General features: G+C 68.6%; 22 protein-coding genes. 12 read left to right on the top strand and 10 right to left on the bottom strand.

Going from position 1 to position 18927, the window contains the following annotated elements:
- The first annotated feature begins 15 nt into the window (after positions 1 to 15).
- Positions 16 to 285: a hypothetical protein gene (locus JWP60_RS24235; protein ID WP_299797318.1), complete on the top strand. Its 270-nt coding sequence runs from the start codon at positions 16 to 18 to the stop codon at positions 283 to 285.
- A gap of 160 nt (positions 286 to 445) precedes the next feature.
- Here the strand turns inward: JWP60_RS24235 and JWP60_RS24230 are convergent, their stop codons facing one another.
- Together JWP60_RS24230 and JWP60_RS24225 are read right to left on the bottom strand one after the other, a co-directional pair.
- Positions 446 to 871, bottom strand: a complete 426-nt coding sequence (locus JWP60_RS24230; RefSeq protein ID WP_299797315.1) for a DoxX family protein — start codon at positions 869 to 871, stop codon at positions 446 to 448.
- Positions 872 to 981: 110 nt separating this feature from the next.
- Positions 982 to 1782, bottom strand: a complete 801-nt coding sequence (locus tag JWP60_RS24225) for an IclR family transcriptional regulator C-terminal domain-containing protein (RefSeq protein WP_299797313.1) — start codon at positions 1780 to 1782, stop codon at positions 982 to 984.
- Between the two features lie 127 nt (positions 1783 to 1909).
- Here JWP60_RS24225 and JWP60_RS24220 point away from each other — a divergent pair, with 127 nt between their 5' ends.
- From JWP60_RS24220 to JWP60_RS24200, 5 genes are all read left to right on the top strand, one after another.
- The gene (locus JWP60_RS24220; protein WP_299797310.1) at positions 1910 to 2878 is read left to right on the top strand and encodes a tripartite tricarboxylate transporter substrate binding protein; all 969 of its coding nucleotides are present in this window, start codon (positions 1910 to 1912) and stop codon (positions 2876 to 2878) included.
- Positions 2879 to 2897: 19 nt separating this feature from the next.
- Positions 2898 to 4112, top strand: coding sequence for an amidohydrolase family protein (locus JWP60_RS24215; RefSeq protein WP_299797307.1), 1215 nt, complete (start codon positions 2898 to 2900; stop codon positions 4110 to 4112).
- Complete coding sequence (locus tag JWP60_RS24210) at positions 4112 to 5383, top strand: FAD-dependent oxidoreductase (RefSeq protein WP_299797304.1); 1272 nt, start codon at positions 4112 to 4114, stop codon at positions 5381 to 5383. Before JWP60_RS24215 ends, JWP60_RS24210 begins: the two co-directional genes overlap by 1 nt.
- Positions 5383 to 6357 carry a tripartite tricarboxylate transporter substrate binding protein gene (locus tag JWP60_RS24205; protein WP_299797301.1) on the top strand — a complete coding sequence of 325 codons (975 nt, stop codon included), beginning with the start codon at positions 5383 to 5385 and terminating at the stop codon, positions 6355 to 6357. Before JWP60_RS24210 ends, JWP60_RS24205 begins: the two co-directional genes overlap by 1 nt.
- Before the next feature lie 119 nt (positions 6358 to 6476).
- Positions 6477 to 7433: an NAD(P)-dependent oxidoreductase gene (locus JWP60_RS24200; protein WP_299797298.1), complete on the top strand. Its 957-nt coding sequence runs from the start codon at positions 6477 to 6479 to the stop codon at positions 7431 to 7433.
- Positions 7434 to 7451: 18 nt separating this feature from the next.
- On the opposite strand, the gene JWP60_RS24195 is transcribed toward JWP60_RS24200, so the two are convergent.
- On the bottom strand, positions 7452 to 7688 hold the full coding sequence (locus JWP60_RS24195) for a 2TM domain-containing protein (RefSeq protein WP_363320990.1): 237 nt from the start codon (positions 7686 to 7688) through the stop codon (positions 7452 to 7454).
- A 166-nt stretch (positions 7689 to 7854) separates the two neighbouring features.
- On the opposite strand from JWP60_RS24195, the gene JWP60_RS24190 reads away from it, so the two are divergent.
- Complete coding sequence (locus JWP60_RS24190) at positions 7855 to 8109, top strand: hypothetical protein (protein WP_299797295.1); 255 nt, start codon at positions 7855 to 7857, stop codon at positions 8107 to 8109.
- On the opposite strand, the gene JWP60_RS24185 is transcribed toward JWP60_RS24190, so the two are convergent.
- The 6 genes from JWP60_RS24185 to JWP60_RS24160 all read right to left on the bottom strand — a co-directional run bounded on the left by JWP60_RS24185 (position 8084) and on the right by JWP60_RS24160 (position 15457).
- Positions 8084 to 9025 carry an SMP-30/gluconolactonase/LRE family protein gene (locus JWP60_RS24185; protein WP_299797291.1) on the bottom strand — a complete coding sequence of 314 codons (942 nt, stop codon included), beginning with the start codon at positions 9023 to 9025 and terminating at the stop codon, positions 8084 to 8086. The two genes, JWP60_RS24190 and JWP60_RS24185, sit on opposite strands and share 26 nt — an antisense overlap.
- Before the next feature lie 25 nt (positions 9026 to 9050).
- A complete protein-coding gene (locus tag JWP60_RS24180) occupies positions 9051 to 10019 on the bottom strand; it encodes an ABC transporter permease (protein ID WP_299797288.1) in 969 nt (322 codons plus the stop codon).
- A 4-nt stretch (positions 10020 to 10023) separates the two neighbouring features.
- Entirely contained in the window at positions 10024 to 11010 is a 987-nt protein-coding gene (locus tag JWP60_RS24175) for an ABC transporter permease (RefSeq protein WP_299797285.1), read from the bottom strand.
- Positions 11007 to 12518: a sugar ABC transporter ATP-binding protein gene (locus JWP60_RS24170; protein ID WP_299797283.1), complete on the bottom strand. Its 1512-nt coding sequence runs from the start codon at positions 12516 to 12518 to the stop codon at positions 11007 to 11009. Before JWP60_RS24170 ends, JWP60_RS24175 begins: the two co-directional genes overlap by 4 nt.
- Positions 12519 to 12527: 9 nt before the next feature.
- Positions 12528 to 13649, bottom strand: a complete 1122-nt coding sequence (locus JWP60_RS24165; RefSeq protein ID WP_299797280.1) for a sugar ABC transporter substrate-binding protein — start codon at positions 13647 to 13649, stop codon at positions 12528 to 12530.
- 347 nt (positions 13650 to 13996) lie between these two features.
- Positions 13997 to 15457: a D-alanyl-D-alanine carboxypeptidase family protein gene (locus JWP60_RS24160; RefSeq protein ID WP_299797458.1), complete on the bottom strand. Its 1461-nt coding sequence runs from the start codon at positions 15455 to 15457 to the stop codon at positions 13997 to 13999.
- Here JWP60_RS24160 and JWP60_RS24155 point away from each other — a divergent pair.
- From JWP60_RS24155 to JWP60_RS24145, 3 genes are all read left to right on the top strand, one after another.
- Positions 15456 to 15653: a CsbD family protein gene (locus JWP60_RS24155; RefSeq protein WP_299797278.1), complete on the top strand. Its 198-nt coding sequence runs from the start codon at positions 15456 to 15458 to the stop codon at positions 15651 to 15653. The two genes, JWP60_RS24160 and JWP60_RS24155, sit on opposite strands and share 2 nt — an antisense overlap.
- Before the next feature lie 201 nt (positions 15654 to 15854).
- A complete protein-coding gene (locus JWP60_RS24150; RefSeq protein WP_299797275.1) occupies positions 15855 to 16172 on the top strand; it encodes a hypothetical protein in 318 nt (105 codons plus the stop codon).
- A gap of 94 nt (positions 16173 to 16266) precedes the next feature.
- Positions 16267 to 17010: a glutathione peroxidase gene (locus JWP60_RS24145; RefSeq protein ID WP_299797273.1), complete on the top strand. Its 744-nt coding sequence runs from the start codon at positions 16267 to 16269 to the stop codon at positions 17008 to 17010.
- Positions 17011 to 17040: 30 nt separating this feature from the next.
- Here the strand turns inward: JWP60_RS24145 and JWP60_RS24140 are convergent, their stop codons facing one another.
- On the bottom strand, positions 17041 to 17622 hold the full coding sequence (locus tag JWP60_RS24140; RefSeq protein ID WP_299797270.1) for a hypothetical protein: 582 nt from the start codon (positions 17620 to 17622) through the stop codon (positions 17041 to 17043).
- A gap of 221 nt (positions 17623 to 17843) precedes the next feature.
- Between JWP60_RS24140 and JWP60_RS24135 the strand changes: the two genes are divergently transcribed.
- Both JWP60_RS24135 and JWP60_RS24130 read left to right on the top strand, forming a co-directional pair.
- On the top strand, positions 17844 to 18680 hold the full coding sequence (locus JWP60_RS24135) for a serine hydrolase (protein ID WP_299797267.1): 837 nt from the start codon (positions 17844 to 17846) through the stop codon (positions 18678 to 18680).
- Positions 18677 to 18927, top strand: a 251-nt coding sequence (locus tag JWP60_RS24130) for a hypothetical protein (protein WP_299797264.1), incomplete at its 3' end; no start/stop codon positions are given. The genes JWP60_RS24135 and JWP60_RS24130, both read left to right, overlap by 4 nt.

Below are 18927 nucleotides of genomic sequence, written 5' to 3'. Positions count from 1 at the left end.
ACAATCGCCGCCACCATGATGCCGCGCCGCCTTCCGCTTCGTACCGACACCACGTCGCATTGCCCGTTCCCCGCCGTTGCCCGCGTGCCGGTGGCCCGTGCCGGGTGGACGCGCAAGACCTTCGCCATGACCATGCACATCACGTGCTTCGGGCTGTTCGGATTGACCGTGGTCTGGCCCCTGGCGTCGCCCATCGCCAGTGGTGAACTGGCGCGCGAATTCAAGCCGGTGCTGCAAGCGCTGGCGAGCTGGCTGCCCGAAGCGGGCCGCGCACCGGGTCGCTAGGCCCGCAAGGGCAGGTCGATGAACGATGCCTGCTCGCCGCCCAGCTGGTCGAGCAGTTCCTGTTCCCGATCCCGGGCACGCCGGCCGACATCCAGAAGCGCGCGGAGAACGAGGCGCGCGTCTGGGGCGGACTGATCCGCGACCTGAAGATCCAGATCGATTAGGTCCTGAACAGGTCCCGGCGCAGCGGAATGATGGCGCGCAGCCGCGCATCGCGCAGCCAGAGTCCGCCCCACGCCATCACCCCCAGGTACACGCCAAACAGCGTGTGCGTGAACAAGGGGTCGTGCACGCGCACGTGGGTGGAGATGGCGCCGCCGAGCAGGCCGGTCAGCACGATGGCGCCGAGCACCGCCGTGCGTGGAATGGCATAGAGCAGGGCGCAAGCCAGCGCCAGGTAGCCGATGACGGAGGCCGACTCCAGCGGATATCCGAGTTGTCGAAAGGCATCGACCACGGGCGGGATCGCCATCAGTTTCATGACTCCGTCGAACACCAGGAACAGGACGACGATCGAGCTCAGGACGCGACCGGTCCAGACCAGGGCAGGGGGCAAGGAAGGAATGGCGGTGGGCGTGGCGTGCATGGAAGAATTCGTTGACAGGCAAGGGCGCCTGAGCCTGAGACGAACGAGGCAGGGCGAAATCGACAAGCGCGCCCGGCTATCTGCGAGCGCGCCCCTGGAAGCAGCGGGCCCTAGAGGGAGCGCAGATCCTTCTCGACTGCCGCGGCCGTCTTCAGCAACTGCGGCACGAGCTTGTGCAAGACGTCGTGCAATTGCCAGCGTGGGGTCGGCACTGCGATATTCACCGCGGCCAGCGGCCGACCTTGCGGGTCGCGCAGCGGGGCCGCCACCGAGAGATCGCCCAGGAACGCTTCCTGATCGTTCAGGGCATAGCCCTGCGCGCGCACCGTCTCCAGCGCCCGCTTGAGGCCCGTGAGATCGGTGATGGTGAAGCGCGTCATGGCGGTCCGGCGCGCGGCCTTCAGGCGCACGAGCGCTTCGGCCGCTTCGAACTGGGCCAGGATGGCGCGGCCGGCGGCGGTGCAGTAGGCCGGCAGCCGCGAGCCGACGTGCAGGTCCACGCTCACGGCGTGCAGGCTGGGGTAGCGCAGCACGTACACGATCTCCTCGCCTTCCAGTTCCATCAGGTTCACGGTTTCGCCGGTGCGGCGGTTCAGGGCTTCCAGGTGCGGCTGGGCGCGCTCGCGCACCCGGTCGGTGGCGAGCACGGTGTGGCCGAACTCCAGCATCCGCCCGGAGAGGCGGAACGCCTTGCTCGCGGGATCCTGGCGCAGGTAGCCGAGCACGCGCAAGGTGTGGGTGATGCGCTGCACGGCGCTGCGGTCGAGGCAGGAGAGCCGGGCCAGTTCGGTCAAGCCCACGGCGCGGCCGGCCGTGTTCAGCGCCTCCAGCACCTGGAAGCACTTGGCCAGGGATGCGATGAACAGCGGGCTGTCTTCCTGCGCCGTCCCGCGCGTGGCAGCTGCGCGCATACGGGTTCCCTCCGGTGCGAGTTATTGCATGCCAATAATCGCATATTGCATTTCGATGCGCCAGGCATATAAAGTGCATCACCCGGCGAGCCGGCCGCACCGCGGCCTCACGATCTGGAGAACATGGATGCGACGTCGTACTTTCCTGCTCGTTTCGGCCGCCGCGGGGGCGCACGCCGGTGCCTTCGCGCAGGGCGCCTGGCCCGCCCGGCCGGTGCGCATGCTGATCGGCTATCCGCCGGGCGGCAGCACGGACGTTGCGGGCCGATTGCTGGCGGAGCAACTGGGGCGGCGCCTCGGCCAGGCCGTGGTGGTGGACAACCGCGCTGGCGCCGGCGGCACCCTGGCCGCGAGCGCGGTCGTTCGGGCGGAGCCGGACGGCTACACGCTGCTGCTGGCGGCCTCGCCGGAGGTCTCGATCGCACCCATCACCATGAAGGCGATACCGTACGACCCGGTGCGCGACCTGCAGCCGATCACGCTGGTGGGGCAGGTGCCTTTCCTGCTGGTCGTGAACCCCGCGGTGCCGGCCCACACGCTGCAGGAGTTCATCGCCTATGCGAAGGCGCATCCGGGCAAGCTCAACTACTCCTCCTTCGGCAACAACACGTCCAACCATCTTGCCGGCGAGCTGTTCAAGGTGCTCACGGGCACCAACAGCGTGCACGTGCCGTACAAGGGCAGCGGCCCGTCCATCGTGGACCTGATTGCCGGCCAGGTGCAGTACACCTTCGACGGGCCGCCCGCCGTGCTGGAGCAGGTGCGTGCCGGCAAGCTGCGCGCGCTGGCCGTCGCGAGCCGGCAGCGTTTGCCAGGCGCGCCGAACGTGCCCACGTTTGCCGAGGCGGGACTGCCCGCTTTCTCCGGTGGCACCTGGTTCGGCCTGTTCGCGCCGGCGAAGACGCCGCGCAGCGTGATCGAGCGCGTGAACGCCGAGGCGGTGGCCGCGCTGCATGCACCCGAGCTCGCGAAGGGCTTCAATGACAAGGGCATCGTCCCCTCGCCGCAGACGCCCGACGAATTCGGCCGCTTCGTGCAGGCCGAAGTGAACAAGTGGCAAGAGCTGGCCGGCAAGGTCGGCATCGTGGCCGAGTGAGCCACGCAACGAAGGACCGATGAAGACTCTCCTCACCCATGCGACGCTGATCGATTGCGTCGAGCCCCGGCCGCGGCCGGATACCGCCGTCCTGATCGAGGACGGCCGCATCCGCGACATCTTCGACGCCGGCTCGGCGCCGCCGATGGGCGATGCCCAGGTCGTCGACCTGCGCGGCGCGTGGCTGATGCCGGGCCTGTGGGACGTCCACATCCACCCCGACTACCTGTCGCTCAACGACGTGCCGCTGCCCGATCAGGTGACGCTGTTCGGCCACCGGCTGCAGGCGGGCCTGCTGGACTCCGGCATCGTCGGGTTTCGCTGTGCGGGCGCGCACCACTTCATGGACGTGGCCTGGAAGCGCGCCTTCGACTCGGGCCAGCACCTGGGGCCGCGCCTGTTTGCGGCCGGCCACTTTCTCACCACCACGGGCGGTCACTTCCTCACCTCGGGCCACGCGCTCGAAGTGGATGGTCCCTATGGCTTCGTGCACGCGATCCGCGATCAGATCAAGAACGGCGTCGACCACATCAAGCTCAATCTCTCTGGCGGCATCATGGGCCCGGCATGGGACCTGCACCGCCACTCCTTCCTGCTGGAGGAGGAGCTCAAGGCCGCCTTCGAGATCTGCAAGCTGCGCGACTTCAAGGTGATGGCGCATGCCACCAATCCGCAGGCGGTGAAGGCGGCGATCCGCCTGGGCGCCCACAGCATCGAGCACGGCTACATCCTTGACGACGAATGCATCGAGCTGTTCCTGCAGCACGGCACCTGGTACGTGCCGACGCTGTCGATCAGCCATCTCACGCCCACCCAGGCCAGCAACGACTGGGAAGAGCGCTGGGTGAAGAACCGCAATCTCGCTGCCTCGCTGTGCTGCCGGGCGGATGCAGCCTCCGACGATCATCGCCACGGCTTTGCCAAGGCACTGAAGGCGGGCGTGAAGATGGCGCTTGGCTCCGACATCCGGCCGCTCAAGGACGCGGCGCTGCTGGAACTCGGCCTGTGGGTGCGCGACGGCGCCACGCCGTGGCAGGCGCTGGTCGCCGCCACGCGCAACGGCGCCGCCATCTGCGGCGTGGGGGACGACCTCGGCACGATCGAGCGGGGCAAGATCGCCGACCTGATCGTCGTCGGCGGCAATCCGCTCGAGGACATCAACAACGTGCGGCGACTGCAACTGGTGCTCAAGGACGGCCGCATCGTGTCCGACAAGCGTGAGCAGCAACGCTGATGGCAGCGCCGTCGAACGCGCGCGTCGCGGTGGTAGGCGCCGGCATCGTCGGCACCAGCATCGCGCTGGCACTGCGCAAGCGCGGTGCGCAGGTGACGCTGGTGGACCGCGACGAGCCGGGCCGCGGCTGCAGCTTCGGCAACTCCGGCGCGATCAGTCCCGGCTCGGTGGCGCCGCTCGCCTTGCCCGGGGTATTGGCATCCGTTCCCGGCATGCTGCTGGACGACGAAAGCCCGCTGTACCTGCCGCTGCGCTACCTGCCCCGCGCGCTGCCGTGGCTGGCGCGCTTCGTGGCCTCCGCGCGGCCGCGGACCGTGCAGGCATCGGCGCGCAAGCTGGCCACGATCCATGCCGGCGCGATCGCTGCGCACGAGGCGATGACCCGCGAGCTCGGGGTGCCGGAGCTGTTCCTGCAACGCGGCCACCTGCACCTCTATCCCGATGCGCAGGCGCTGGCCAAGGACGCAACGGGCTGGCGCATGCGCGAGGCGTACGGGTTCCGCAGCGAGCGGCTGGATCGCGCCGGCATCCTCGCGCTGGAGCCGAACGTCGGCGAGCGCTACCAGCTCGGGATGTACCTCGCGGATCACGCCACCATCCTCAATCCCTTCCGCTACGTGCAGGCGATGGCGCGCGCCTTCACGGCCGCGGGCGGGCGCATCGAGCGCGCAAGCGTTTCGCGCCTGCTGCAGGCCGGCGCGCAGTGGAGCCTGCAAGGCAGCGGCGGTTCCGGGCCAGGCTACGACCATGTCGTCGTCGCTGCCGGCGCGTGGTCGAAGGAGCTGCTGGCGCCGCTGGGCATCCAGCTCGCGCTGGAAAGCCAGCGCGGCTATCACCTGCAGTTCGAGGGCGGGCGCGACGCGGTCTCGCGCACCGTGGTGCTTGCCGATCGCAAGGTCTTCGTCACGCCCATGGAAGGCGGGCTGCGCGTCGGCGGCACAGTGGAGATCGGCGGCCTGGCGGCGCCGCCGGATCCGCGCCGCGCCGCAGTGCTCGGTCGCATTGCACGCGAGACCTTCCGCGGCCTGGCCACGCTGCCCACGCGCAGCTGGATGGGACATCGACCCTGCATGCCCGACTCGGTGCCCGTGGTGGGCGCCGCGCCCGGGCGCGCCAACCTGTGGATCGCCACCGGCCACGGCCACCTGGGGCTCACCGATTCGCTGAACACCGCGCAATGGATCGCCGCTGCGCTGTTCGGCGAGCCGCCGGCGCGCGATGCAACTGGCGTGGAGCTTGCTGCGACTTGCGCCTCACAACAAGGAATCTGATGCGTGCCTTCCTCACCCGCCGCGGCGCTGTCGCCGCGCTTGCCCTGGCGCTCTCCGGTGGCGCGTTCGCGCAAGCCTGGCCCACCAAGCCGGTGCGCCTGGTCATCCCGTTTCCCGCCGGCGGCTCGACCGACATCGTCGGCCGCCTGATCGGCGAGAAGCTCTCGCAAGGCCTCGGCCAGGCGGTGGTGATCGACAACCGCGGCGGTGCCGGCGGTACCACCGGCTCGGACGTGGTGGCCAAGGCAGCTGCCGACGGCTACACCATCCTCATGGGCACGAGCAGCACGCACGCGATCGCGGCCAGCCTGTATCCGAAGCTGCCGTACGACCCGGTGCGCGACTTCGCACCGATCACCTTGATCGGCACCGCGACGATCCTGATGGTGGTGCATCCCTCCGTGCCCGCGAAGAACGTGGCGGAATTCATTGCGCTGGCCAGGAGCAAGCCGGGGCAGATCATGTTCGGCTCCACCGGCAATGGCAGCGTGTCGCACCTCACGGCCGAATACTTCAAGACGATGGCGGGCGTGGACCTGCAGCACGTGCCGTACAAGGGCGACTCGCCGATGATGGTGGACCTGGTCGCCGGCCGCCTGCAGGTGGCCTTCGGCACCGCGGTGGCCTTCCTGCCTTACGTGCAGAGCGGCAAGCTCAACGCGCTGGCGGTCACGGACGCCAAGCCTTCTCCGGTCGCGCCCCGGCTGCCCACCGTCGCGTCGTCCGGCCTGCCCGGCTTCGAGGCGCTGCAGTGGTTCGGCCTGCTCGCTCCGGCCGGCACGCCGCGCGAGGTGGTGGCGCGCCTGAACACCGAGATCCACAAGGTGCTGCAGATGCACGACGTGCAGGAGAAGCTGCAAAGCCTGGGCATCCAGGTCAGCGCCGGCGGCCCGGACCAGTTCGCCGGCTTCATCCGCACCGAGAGCGCCAAGTGGGGAAAGATCGTGAAGGAGTCCGGCGCGAAGGTGGATTGATCCGGGGCCGCGGCGGCGTCGCGCCCGCCAGCCAGCTGCGTGGCTGAAGCCGAACAGCACCGTCACGGTCGAAGGCTTCGGTCGCTTGTCGAACCCCGTCCACCAGGGAGAGTCCTTCCTTGACCGCTAAGCCCCGCGTCCTGCTCACCAACCCCATGCACCCGCAGGTGCAACCTGTGCTCGCGCAACATTGCGAAGTCGTGCTGGCGCCCGACACGAAGCCCGACACGCTGACAAGATTGGTCGCCGAGGTCGATGCCCTGGTGGTGCGCGCGCAATTGCCGCCGACGATCTTCGACAACGCCGGCAACTTGCGCGCCGTCGTGCGCCATGGCGTCGGACTCGACATGATCCCCGTCGAAGCGGCGACGGCGCGCGGCATTCCCGTCGCGAACCTGCCCGGCTCCAACACGCAGGCCGTCGTCGAGTATTGCCTCGCCGCCATGCTCCACCTGCGCCGCGGCCTCGCAACGATGGATGCCGGATTGCGCAGCCGGGGCTGGGCAGTCGCGCGCCCCCTTGCCGACACGGGAGCCGAACTCGGTAGCGGTACGTGCGGCATCGTCGGTGTCGGCGCGATCGGCAGCCGGCTGGCGCAGGTCGCCAGTGCGATGGGAATGCGCGTACTCGGGCTGACCCGGCGCCCGAGCGCGCTGCCAGCCGGCATCGAAGCCGTAGCCAAGCATCAGCTTTTCTCCCAGGCCGATGTCGTCGTGCTGTGTTGCCCGCTGAACGACCAGACCCGCGGCCTGGTGGACGCCGCCACCCTCGCGACGATGAAGCGCGATGCCATCCTGATCAACGTGTCGCGCGGGCCCGTGATCGACACTGCGGCCCTGGTCAGCGCACTGCGTGCCGGAAAGCTGGGCGGCGCCGCGCTCGATGTGCACGATCGCCAACCCCTCACCGGAGGCGAGCCGATCTTCGAAGCTCCCAATCTGCTGTTGACGCCACACGTCGCCGGCATCACGGACACCAGCATGCGGGCCATGAGCCACGGCACCGTCGCCACGGTGTTGGCCCTGCTTCGCGGTGAACGCCCGGCCAACGTGGTGAATCCGCAGGTCTTTCGTTAATCCTTCTTCGCGTGACTCTCACGCGGGCCGCTTGCCGCTGCGGCGCCCCATCGTGACGCCGAACACCACCAGCCCGTGGATCGCCAGGCCGAGGCCCCAGCCCAGCGCCGGTGCCAGCATCGGCGAGCGGCCGTGCGCCCACGCCAGCACCACGAGCCCCAGGTTCACGGCCGCGTAGACCGTGGCGTGAATCAGCCAGCCCCGCTGCGCGCCATGCAATCCGCGGGTCTCGACCTGCCTTGCCGCCTGTTCCATCGTCATCTCCTGTTCGCGGCACCGCGCCGCGTTGCGGTGAACTGTGATGGCCGGCGCCGGCGAGAGTCAGGCCCATGCGACAAAACGCCGTTCGAGGTCGCCAGATGCAGCCCGGGCGGAGCGGACGGAGCGCGAGGACAGGTCGCCCGGCGCCGTATAGTGCGGCATGGCAGGCAGCGCGATCACCACCGAGACCTACAAGCTTTATCCGTCGCCGCGCAACCGCGACCACGTGATCTTCGTGCACGAGGTGTTCGTGCCGCATCCCTACGCGCTGGTCGATCCGCCCAGCTATGACCCGAAGGGCCGGTGGACCTTGTTCGCGGCGCATCGCCTGGCCGACGGCAAGAACGGGCAGCTGGTGACCTTCGAACTGGAATCGGACGCGGCGAGTTTCAGGGCGCGCTTCGTGCCGGACTGAGCGCCCCTCGCGTATTCAAATACACCGAATACAGCGAAGTCGTCGCGCAGATGAACAGGCGATTCAGCCTGGGCCCGCCGAAGCACACGTTGGCCACCGCCTCGGGCACGCGCACCTTGCCGATCAGCGTCGCATCCGGAGCGTAGCAATGCACCCCGTCGCCGGCGCTGGTCCACAGGTTGCCGTGGACGTCGACGCGCAGCCCGTCGAACAGGCCGTTGCCGCATTCCGCGAACACCTCGCCGCCGTCCAGGCGGGCGCCGTCGTCCTGCACGCGGAAGCGGCGGATGTGCCGGGGGCCGTCGTCCCGGTGCGTGGCCCCGGTGTCCACGATGTACAGCCAGCGCTCGTCCGGCGAGAACGCCAGGCCGTTCGGCTGCACGAAGTCGCTGGCCACGCGCGTCACTCGGCGCAGGTCGGGCGCGATGCGGTACACGCAGCAGGCGCCCAGTTCGCTCGGTGCCGCCTGGCCCTCGTAGTCGCTGTCGATGCCGTAGCTGGGGTCCGAGAACCAGATGCTGCCGTCCGACTTCACCACCACGTCGTTGGGCGAGTTCAAGCGCTTGCCTTCGTAGCGGTCGGCCAGCACGCTGCGCGTGCCGTCATGCTCCGTGCGCGAGACGCAGCGGCCGCGGTGCTCGCAGGAGACGAGGCGGCCCTGCGCGTCCACGGTGTGGCCGTTGGTGTTCAGCGCCGGCTGCCGGAACACGGACACCGAGCCATCGGTTTCGTCCCATCGCAACATGCGGTCGTTGGGGATGTCCGACCAGACGAGGTAGCGTCCGGCCGCGAACCAGGCCGGCCCCTCCGCCCAGCGGCAGCCGGTGTACAGCCGCTCGAGGTGCACGTTGCCGAAGGCGAGCGTGCGAAAGCGCTCGTCGATCACCTCGAAGCTGTCGGTGAGTTCAATGGCCATGGTCCGTCTCCTCGTGGTCGCGCGTTCAACCCGCGTGCCGCTGGCCGCGGCCGTACACCAGCAGCATCGCGATGATCACCAGCCCGTAGGCGACCTGGCGGCCCATCTCCGGGATCTGCATCACGGAGAGGATGGACTGCAGCAGCGTGATCAGCACCACGCCGACGACCGTGCCCAGGTAGGTCCCGCGGCCGCCCAGGATGTGGGTGCCGCCCAGCACCACCGCGGCAATCGCCGGCAGCTGGTAGGCGTCGCCCATCGCCTGGTACGCCTTGGTGGAATAACCCGTGAGCAGCACGCCGGCCGCGGCCGAACAGGCACCGGCGATCACGAAGCAGAGCAGGGTGACGCGCCGCGTGGCGATGCCGGAGAGGTAGGCAGCGCGCTCCCGGTTGCCGACCGCGTAGACGGCGCGGCCGAAGCTGGTCCGGTGCAGCAGGAACAGCGTGGCACCCCCCACCGCGGCCCACGCCACCAGGGCGTTGGGGATGCCGAGCAGCGAGCGGCCGGTGGCGATCAGGTGCATGGCTGGCGTGGCGCGGTCCTGTGGCGCGAAGCCGCCGGTGTGCACCACGATCAGCCCCTGGGCGACGGCGTTGATGCCCAGCGTGAAGATCATGGAAGGCACGCGCAGGTAGGCCACGCCGATGCCGTTCAGCAGCCCGAAGAGCGCGCCGCACAGGATGCCGAAGGGAATGGCGAACGCGGCCGCCGCCCCGCCCCACCACCCCGCCGCGGCGGCGGACATCATCCCGCCCACCGTCACCAGCCAGGGCACCGACAAGTCGATGCCGCCCAGCAGGATCACCAGCATCGCGCCCGTGGCGACGATGCCGAGGAAGGACGCGATCTGCAGTTGCAGCAGCAGGTACTCGGGCGACAGGAAGTTGCTCGAATAGACGCTGCCCACCAGCAGCAAAGCCACGCTGCAGGCAGCGCCGGCCATCACCGGCAGGTGGCGTGAGCCTTTCAGGCGCAGGGCGAGCGTGGTCATGCGCTCACCGAAACAGCGCAAGCCGGTTGTCGACGCGCAGCAGCCGCAGCGAGCCGAAGCAGACGGCCGCCAGCAGGATCACGCCCTGGAACAGCGGTTGCCACAGCGGCTCCAGGTCGAACACGAACAGCAGGTCGCCGATGGTGCGCAGCGCGAAGGCGCCGAACACGGAGCCGATCGCGCTGCCGAAGCCGCCGGCCAGTGAAGTGCCGCCCAGCACCACGGCGGCGATCGCGTTGAGCGTGTAGACGCCGCCGATCGCCTGCGATGCCTCGCCCGAGTAGGTGACGAAGGTAAGCAGCAGGCCGCCGATGGCAGCCAGCAGGCCGGCCAGCGCGTAGGTGACCAGCGTGGTCCGCCCCATGGCCACGCCCGACATGTAGCTGGCCGCTTCCGAGGACCCCATGGCCAGCGCCGCGCGCCCGAGCACCGAGCGGCGATAAGGCACCCACACCACCAGCACCACTGCCAGCAGCACGACCAGCATGGCCGGGACGCCGCCGGGCAAGGCGCCGGTCAGCGCGTCCGCCAGCCCTGCGTGCACGCTGCCGCCGGGAACCGGGCGCAGGCCCAGGGCCAGGCCGAAGTAGATGATGCCGGTGGCGAGCGTGGTGATGATCGGCTGCAGCCGCCCGAACACGATGACCAGCCCGTTCACCAGGCCGCAGGCGGCTCCGGCCGCCAGCACCGCCACGACGCCGAAACCGGCGTGCAGGGCGGAGCCGACCACGAGGTGCGATGCGATGCAGTTGGCCAGCACGAACACCATGCCGACCGACAGGTCGATGCCTCCCATCAGCACCGGCAGGGTCTGCGCCATCGCGACGATGGCGAGCAGCACGCCCTTGTTGGCCGCGGTGGTCAGCACGTCGCGGTCCCAGCCCACCGGGTGCTTGCCGATGTAGAGAGCGAACAGCGCGACGAACAGCGCCACCGCGCCCATGGTGGCGCGATGCTCGCGCAGGCGGTACGGCCAGTCGCCGCTGCTCATGCAGCCGCCTCTTCCAGGTTGAGCGCATTCGCCACCAGGGCGTGCTCCGTCAGGGCCGCGCCTTCCAGCCAGCGGACGATGCGGCCGCCGTAGAACACGGCCACCCGGTCGCAGCAGCCGATCAGCTCGGCGTAGTCGGTCGAATAGAGCAGCACCGCGGCGCCTTCGTCGGCCAGGGTGCGCACCAGCGCGTAGATCTCCTGCTTGGTGCCGACGTCGATGCCCCGGGTCAGGTCATTGAGCAAGAGCACGCGCGGTGCGTTCAGCAACCACTTGCCGATCACCACCTTCTGCTGGTTGCCGCCCGAGAGCGTGCCCACTGCGTCTTCCCCGCTGCCCGCCTTGATCGCGAGCCGCCGCACGATGCCCGCGATCGCACGCTGTTCGTCGGCCAGCCGCAGCACCCCCGCGCGGCTGAGCCGGTCCAGTGCCGCCAGGCTCAGGTTGTCGTTCAAGGACATCGGCAGCAGCAGGCCGTCGGTCTTGCGGTCCTCCGGCACCAGTGCGATGCCCAGGCCCTTGGCCGCACGCGGGCCTGCGATGCGTGCGGGCTGGCCAGCCACCCGCACCTCGCCGCTCACGCCGCGCAGCACGCCGAACAGCGCGAGGAACAGCTCGCGCTGGCCCTGCCCGTCGAGCCCGCCGAGACCGACGATCTCGCCCGGTCGCACGGCCAGGTCGATCCCGTGCAGGCGCCCGGCCCACGAGAGGCCGCGCACCTCCAGTGCGGGGTGAGCCGAGGCCGGCGCTGCAGCGGGCTTGGGCGGAAACGCATGCGCGATGTCGCGGCCTATCATCATCTCGACGACCTCCGCGTCGGTGCGCGTGCCGGCTGCGAAGCTCGCCACCTCGCGCCCGTTGCGGAACACCGAGCAGTCGTCGGCCAGCTCGCTCACCTCGTGCATGCGATGGGAGATGTAGACGATGGCCAGGCCCTCGTCGCGCAGCCGCCGCAGCAGCGCGAACACGCGCTGCACTTCCGCCGCCGGCAGCGCCGATGTCGCCTCGTCCAGGATCAGGATCTTCGGCTCGCGGGCCAGCGCCTTGGCAATCTCCACCAGCTGCCGCTTGGACAGCGGCAGGCTGGACACCGGCGCCAGCGGATGGATGTCTCCCGCGCCTGCGCGTTCGAGTGCAGCCTCCGCGATGCGCCGCTGCCCCTTGCGAGCTATCAGGCCGAAGCGGCGCGGCGGGTTGGTGATGCAGATGTTGTCGGCGACGCTCAGGTCGGGCAGCAGCGACAGCTCCTGGAAGATGCAGGCGATGCCGGCGGCCACCGCCTCCTGCGGGTGTGAAAACTGGCGCTGCTGCCCCTGCAGCAGCAGGCGCCCTTCGTCCGGCTGCACCACGCCGGCCATCACCTTGATCAGCGTGGACTTGCCCGCGCCGTTCTCGCCCAGCAGCGCGTGGATGCGGCCGGCGGCGCAGGCAAAGCTCGCGCGATCGAGCGCGCGCACGCCGCCGTAACGCTTGGAGACCTCGACCAGCCGCAGGACGGGATCCGACACGGAGGCCCGTCAGTTGTTCTTCTCGTCCTTCGCCATGATGTCCGTGGCCTTCAGCGTCACGCCGCAGGGCGGGAAGTCGGTGGTGGTGAAGAAGTTGTCGGTCAGGTTGGGGAAGTAGTTCTCGCCCGACTTGAAGTTCGGATGCGTCGCCGTGGGGATGGGCACCGAAATCATCTGCGGCATCACCTTGCCCTGCAGCGCCGAGACAGCCGCCTTCATCGAGATCGCCACCAGGCCGGGCGACTGCCCGAGCGAGGCGCACACCAGTCCGTCCTTCGAGCGCTCGGCGCACAGCTTGCGAAAGCCGTTCTCGGCCTCGCCCGCCACCGGAATCATCTTGTGCTTGGCGTCGATCAGGGCGCGCACCGCGCCGGTGGAGCCGCCCTGCACGAACATGCCGTCGAAATTCTTGTGCACGGCCACGGCGTCGGCCACCGCCTTCTGGGCGGTGCCGTCGTCCCAGTTGCCCACCACCTCCACCACCTCGAACTTGCTGCCCGGCGCCTCGACCACCTTGCGGAAGCCGACGTGGCGGTCGCGGTCGACCGAGTTGCCGGGCACGCCGCGCACCTCCAGCAGCTTGCCGGACTTGGACGGGATGTTCTTCACCACCCATTCGCCGGACTGCTGGCCCATGGCGAGCTGGTCCTCGTTGACCATCATCACGTCGCTGCTGTCCAGGACGTTGTCGAAGGGCACGATCACCACGCCCTTGGCGTTGGCGCGCTTGATCACCGGCGCGAAGGCCGTCGGGTTCACGGCGATCGTGACGATCGCGTCGTAGCCCGAGTTGATGAAGTTGTCGATCGCCGCGATCTGCGCCGCCACGTCGGTGCCGGTGGAGACGATCTTGAACTCCTTGAGCTGCGCCTTCATCTCCGGCGTTGCCGCGTAGGCCTTGGCCATCTTGATCATCTGGATCCGCCACGTATTACCCACGAAGCCGTTGGCCAGCGCAAGGCGGTACGGCCCCTTCTTGGCCGGCCACTGGAAGTACTTGGTGCTGGCGTCCCACGGCTTGAAGCAACCGGGGTTCTCGCCGGGGCCGCCGACGACGACGGGCCCGGCCGCGAGGGCTGACCCGGCAATCAGCGCCGCCGCTGCGGCGACGGTGCACGTGCGTGAGTTCATGGCTGTCTCCTGGGTTGGGATCAACGGCCGATGGCGCGTCCCCGTCACCGGCGGAACAACACAGCGCCTGCTTATTACGTTGCTGCAGGCTGCGGAACGATCATTGATCACATGAATTGCGACTGCCAGCGGCGCGTGCATGGGACTAACCCTAGGCAGCAGGTCAAGGCCGAGCGCTCTTCGAGGGGAACCGGCAGCGCAAGCCGCGGTGTTCGTAGGCTTCGCGCGGACGGGCTCGTTCGACGCGACCGACCTGCTGGTCACGCACCAGACGCAGTGAGCCTCAGAATCTGGCGGGCTGCGGCGCGCAGATCACGACGGACCGCGCGCGCCGGCCCTGCCATCGCTCACTTGCCGAACAACTTCGTCACATGCTGCCAGGTGCGCAGCATCAGGCCCGCGCGTTCCACATCGGCCTGCGCGACGAGCGGGGCTTCTCCGACCGGCTTGCCGTTCGAGCTGGCGACCACCTTGCCGATCACGGCACCCTTGGTCACGGGCGCCTCCAGCTCCGGCTTGAGCTGCACCGCGGTCTGCAGTTTCTGGCCGCGCGGCACCGTCACCGTCCACGGCGATCCCAGGCCCGCGGTGACAGTATCGACCTTGCCGAAGTTGACCTTGGCCGTCGCGACCGCGGTGTTCGGCTGGATCGGGGTCTCCTTCTCGAAGTTGCTGAACCCCCAACCGAGCAGCGTGCGCGTCTCGTCGGCACGGGCCTGCGCGCTGTTGGTATTGAGGATCACCGTGATGAGGCGCATCCCATTGCGCTTGGATGAAGTGACCAGGCAGTAGCCCGCTTCTTCGGTGTGCCCGGTCTTCAGGCCGTCGACGGTCGGATCGGTGTAGAGCAGGGCGTTGCGGTTGCCTTGCTTGATGCCGTGGAACGTGAAGTCGCGTTCTGCGTAGATCGGGTAGTAGTCGGCGCTGTCACGGATGATCGCGCGCGCGAGGATCGCGAGGTCGCGCGCAGACGCCTTGTGCGCCGGATCGGGCAGCCCCGTGGCGTTCGCGAAATGCGTGTGGGTCATCCCGAGGCGCTGGGCCTCGGCGTTCATCAGCTTGGCGAAGCCTTCTTCGGAGCCGGCCATGTGCTCGGCGATCGCCTTGGAGGCGTCGTTGCCCGACTGGATGATGATGCCGCGCAGGATGTCGATCACCTTGGCCTGGCTGTTCAGCGGCAGGTACATGCACGACTCGGTGCTCGAGCCGCGGCACCAGGCGTTCTGGCTGACCGTGACCAGGTCGTCCTTCTTGAGCTTGCCCGAGCGAAGTGCCTGCTCGACCAGGAAGCTGGTCATCATCTTGGTCAGTGACGCGGGCGGCAGCGGTTCGTCGGCGTTGGCCGAGGCGAGCACCTGGCCGGAGTCGAAGTCCATCAGCAGCCATGCCTTGGCGGGCAGCGCCGGCGACCCGCCAGCAACGGCGGTCTCGCCAGCGACTGGCGCCGAAGCAGCGGCGTCGGCCGCGGGCTTCTTGTGAGCGGCGGCCTTGGCGGCATTGTGGGGGGCCGCGAAGGACACCGAGCCGGGGACCAGGGCGCCGGCAGCGATTGCGAAGACGAGGGGGAGGATGGAAAAACTCTTGGATGGCATGGCGTTCACGGGTAGACCGAACATTGTGGCCGATCGGGCGTCGCTTTTGGATCGTGCAGGGAAGATCGAAAGTTGGCGCCGCGGGCCAGGCGGCACCAAGGCGGGCCGCGTCATGCTCAAGTAGGAAATGACCCACCACCCGGCGAGAGGATCCGGAGGGCCTTTATTCGCCGGGCGGGTCCACAGTTCATCGGTCTTTCTCAAAGGAGTTGCCATGAACAAGGACCAGGTCAGGGGCGCCGCGAACGAGGCGGTGGGTGAAGCAAAGAAGCAGGTGGGCAAGCTGACGGGCGATACCAGCCGGGAAGTCGGTGGCACCGCCCAGGAGATCAAGGGCAAGGTTCAGGAGAAGGTGGGCGACGTGAAGGAGTCCGCCCGTGAAGCCGACAAGGGCGACGTCGACTCGCGCTGACGATCGGCCACATCGCCAGGCTCGCGCCCCCGCCCGGGGGCGCTTCTCTTTGCCTCGCTGCGCAGGCGTATTCCTCGGTAGCGGCCCCGTGCGACCGACGAGCTGTCCTTTGATACACGCGCGACCGCAACTTTGCCGGGCATTGGCTTGCATGCAACGTGCCAGGCGCGAAATGGAGGGTATCAACCAAGGAGCACCTCCATGAAGACCTCTCTTCTCGCACTCACTGTCGCTGCAGCCGTCGGTCTCAGCTCCGTCCCCGCTTTTGCCCGCGATCACGAGGGCGACCGCCATGAAGTCCGGCGCGAAGGCCATGACCGTCACTGGGACCGCGGTGGCGTGGTCGTGCAGCCCGCGTACTACCCGCAGGCCGCCTACTATCCGCAGCCGGGCTATTACCCGCAGGCCTACTATGGCCAGCGCGCGTACCGCTACGACAGCGGCGATGCGGTCGGCGCCGCGATCGCCGGTGCGGTGATCGGCGGGCTCGTCACGCAGATGGCGCTGCACCACCGCTGACCGGGGCGCTTCAGGCGGCCAGCAGCCGCCTGACAACACGAATCGCCGCTGCCGGCGCAAGATACGCAATCCTTCATTGCACGAGAGCCACGCCATGCCAAAGCCGACCCGCGAAGGCCAGTCGGTCCCCCAGGTCAAGTTCCGCTACCGCGCGAACAACGAATGGAAAGAGATCACCTCCGAAGCCCTCTTCAAGGGACGCACGGTCGCGGTGTTCTCGCTCCCCGGCGCTTTCACGCCCACCTGTTCCAGCACCCACCTGCCGCGCTTCAACGAGCTGGCCCCGACCTTCAAGCAGAACGGCGTGGACCAGGTGGTCTGCATCGCCGTGAACGACCCCTTCGTGATGGAGGAGTGGGCCAAGAGCCAGGAGAGCGACAACGTCTTCATGCTGCCCGACGGCAACGGTGCCTTCACCGAGCAGATGGGCATGCTGGTCGACAAGAGCGACCTGAATTTCGGCAAGCGTTCCTGGCGTTACTCGATGCTGGTGCGCGACGGCATCGTCGAGAAGATGTTCGTCGAGCCCGAGGAACCCGGCGACCCTTTCAAGGTGTCCGACGCCGACACGCTGCTGCGCTACGTCAACAAGGACGCCCGCGAGCCCGACCAGGTGGCGCTGCTCACGCGCGAAGGCTGCGCGTTCTGCGCCAAGGCCAAGAAGCTGCTGGACGAGGCCGGGGTGACCTATGCGGACGTGCCGCTGCCGCACAGCATCCGCACCCGTGCGCTGGGCGCGATCGCCAAGGCCGGCACGGTGCCGCAGATGTTCGTCAACGGCGAGCTGATCGGAGGCAGTGACGCGGTCGAAGACTGGGTGAAGCAGCGGCAGGGCTGAGCGTTTTTTCGAAACTGCCGAGACGTGGCATCACCGCCTGCTGAAGTGGGCCCGCGTCTGCAGCAGGCACAGGTCCCGCGTCTTGCCGACATAGCCGTCGCACTGGCGCCTGGCTGCTGCGTAGCGGGCTTCCAGGGTCTCGCTGCTTGCGTCCTCACGATCCTCGAGAGACTGTTCGGAGGCCTTCGCCTTCGCCTCGGCGGTTTTCAGTCGCGCATCCGCGTCGGCATCCGCCGAGGTCCAGGCGCTCATCGCCTGCGTCTCGCAGGTTCTCCTGGCCGTACCGCTGCGGTCCGCGCAGCGCACCCTGGCCACTGCCAGGCGGCTGTCCGCGGCCACGATCAGCGCGCGGTGGCGTGCCTTCGCCGAAGGCCGGTAACTGGCCTCGAGGTTGGCGCGCGCGATCTTCGCGCCTGCGTTTGCTTCGGCGAAGCAGACGGCTTTGGGATGGGCCGCGAGGCCGGCGCAGCCCTTCCGTGCCGAGCTCAAGCGCGTGGCGATCGCCTGCTCGCGTGCCTGGTAGTCGCTGGGCGCCAGGACTTGCCCGGCGACGCCGGTGCAGAACGCGAGTCCGGCCGCGAGGGCGATCAGGGCAGTCTTGCCTTGGTTCAATCTGGTTTCCTCCACGGTGGAGCATGGCGCATGACGCCGGGCACGTCTGTCCGCTTGCGTACGCAGGCGACAGCTCGACCGAATCATTCTTCGTCTGCGTTGGTCCCCCACTTTGGCCTTAGTCCGACGCGCTGTTCTCCCATGTTGTCTCAACATAGTGCAGAACCCGCTGCAAGGAGACCGGAGATGGCTGAAGGTGGATCGAAACTGCTCTTCAAAGCATGACCGAGGCAACGCTGCGCGACACCGTCCTCAGGATCGGCGAAGAGGCGAAGGCGGCTGCCATTGCGGTCGCGGCCTATGACTTCGAGCACCACACGGCGTGGTCGCTCAACCCAGCCCGCTGGTTCCATGCGGCCAGCACCATCAAAGTACCGGTGCTGCTGAGCGTGTACGAGGCGATCGAGCAGCGCCGGTTCGAACCATACTCGCGCCTGCATGTGCGCAACCGCTTCATCAGCGTGGTCGACGGCCGGCCGTTTCGCGTGCCGCTGGAGCGCGACGCGAACGCCGGCGTGCACGCGGCGCTCGGACGCATGCTCACGGTGCACGAGCTCGCCGAGCACATGATCGTGACCAGCAGCAATCTCGCCACGAACCTGCTGCTCGATCTCGTGGGGATCGAGGCTGCGCGCGCGGCCCTCGTGCGCCTGCACCTGAGCGGCATCGACCTGCGGCGCGGCGTCGAGGACGAGATGGCGTGGGAGGCGGGCATCAACAATCGCGTGACCGCCGCCGGCCTGTGCGATGCCCTGCGCCTGATCGAGGACGGCAAGGCCATCTCGCCCGAGGCCTCCAAGGCAATGCTCGACATCCTGCACCAGCAGCGCTTTCGCAGCGGCATTCCGGCGGGCTTGCCGGAGGACGCGCGCGTGGCCCACAAGACGGGCGAGATATCGACCGTTGCCCATGATGCCGGCATCGTTTATCTCGGCGATCGCGACGCGTACGTCGTTGTCATCCTGACCGAGTGGGCTCCGGAAACGGGCGGTCGGCAGGAGACGATCGCGCGTATCTCGCGGGCTGTGTACGAGTACATGACAGGGGCTTCGGCATGAGCACCTTGCCCCTGCCCGTGGTGGTCGCCAAGGATCTGCCCTCCGAGCTGCAGCAGGTGCTGCGACCCGGCGGGACGCTGCACGACCGTTCCGGCGCTACCCATGTCCTGCCGTCCTCGTTCCTGCGGGTGGATTGCTGGAGCCGCGCGCGCGAAACGCTGCTGACCCCGCATTTCGCGCTCTGGGAACTGATTGGCGTCGACGTGCGGGAAGCGGCGCTGGTGCGATCGTTTCCGCGCTATGTTCC

It is taken from the genome of Ramlibacter sp. (genome assembly GCF_028291745.1).
In the GTDB taxonomy this organism is placed as follows: Bacteria; Pseudomonadota; Gammaproteobacteria; order Burkholderiales; family Burkholderiaceae_C; genus Ramlibacter.
The sequence above is the reverse complement of the archived record's forward strand: the minus strand, read 5'-3'. Positions and strand labels throughout refer to the sequence as shown.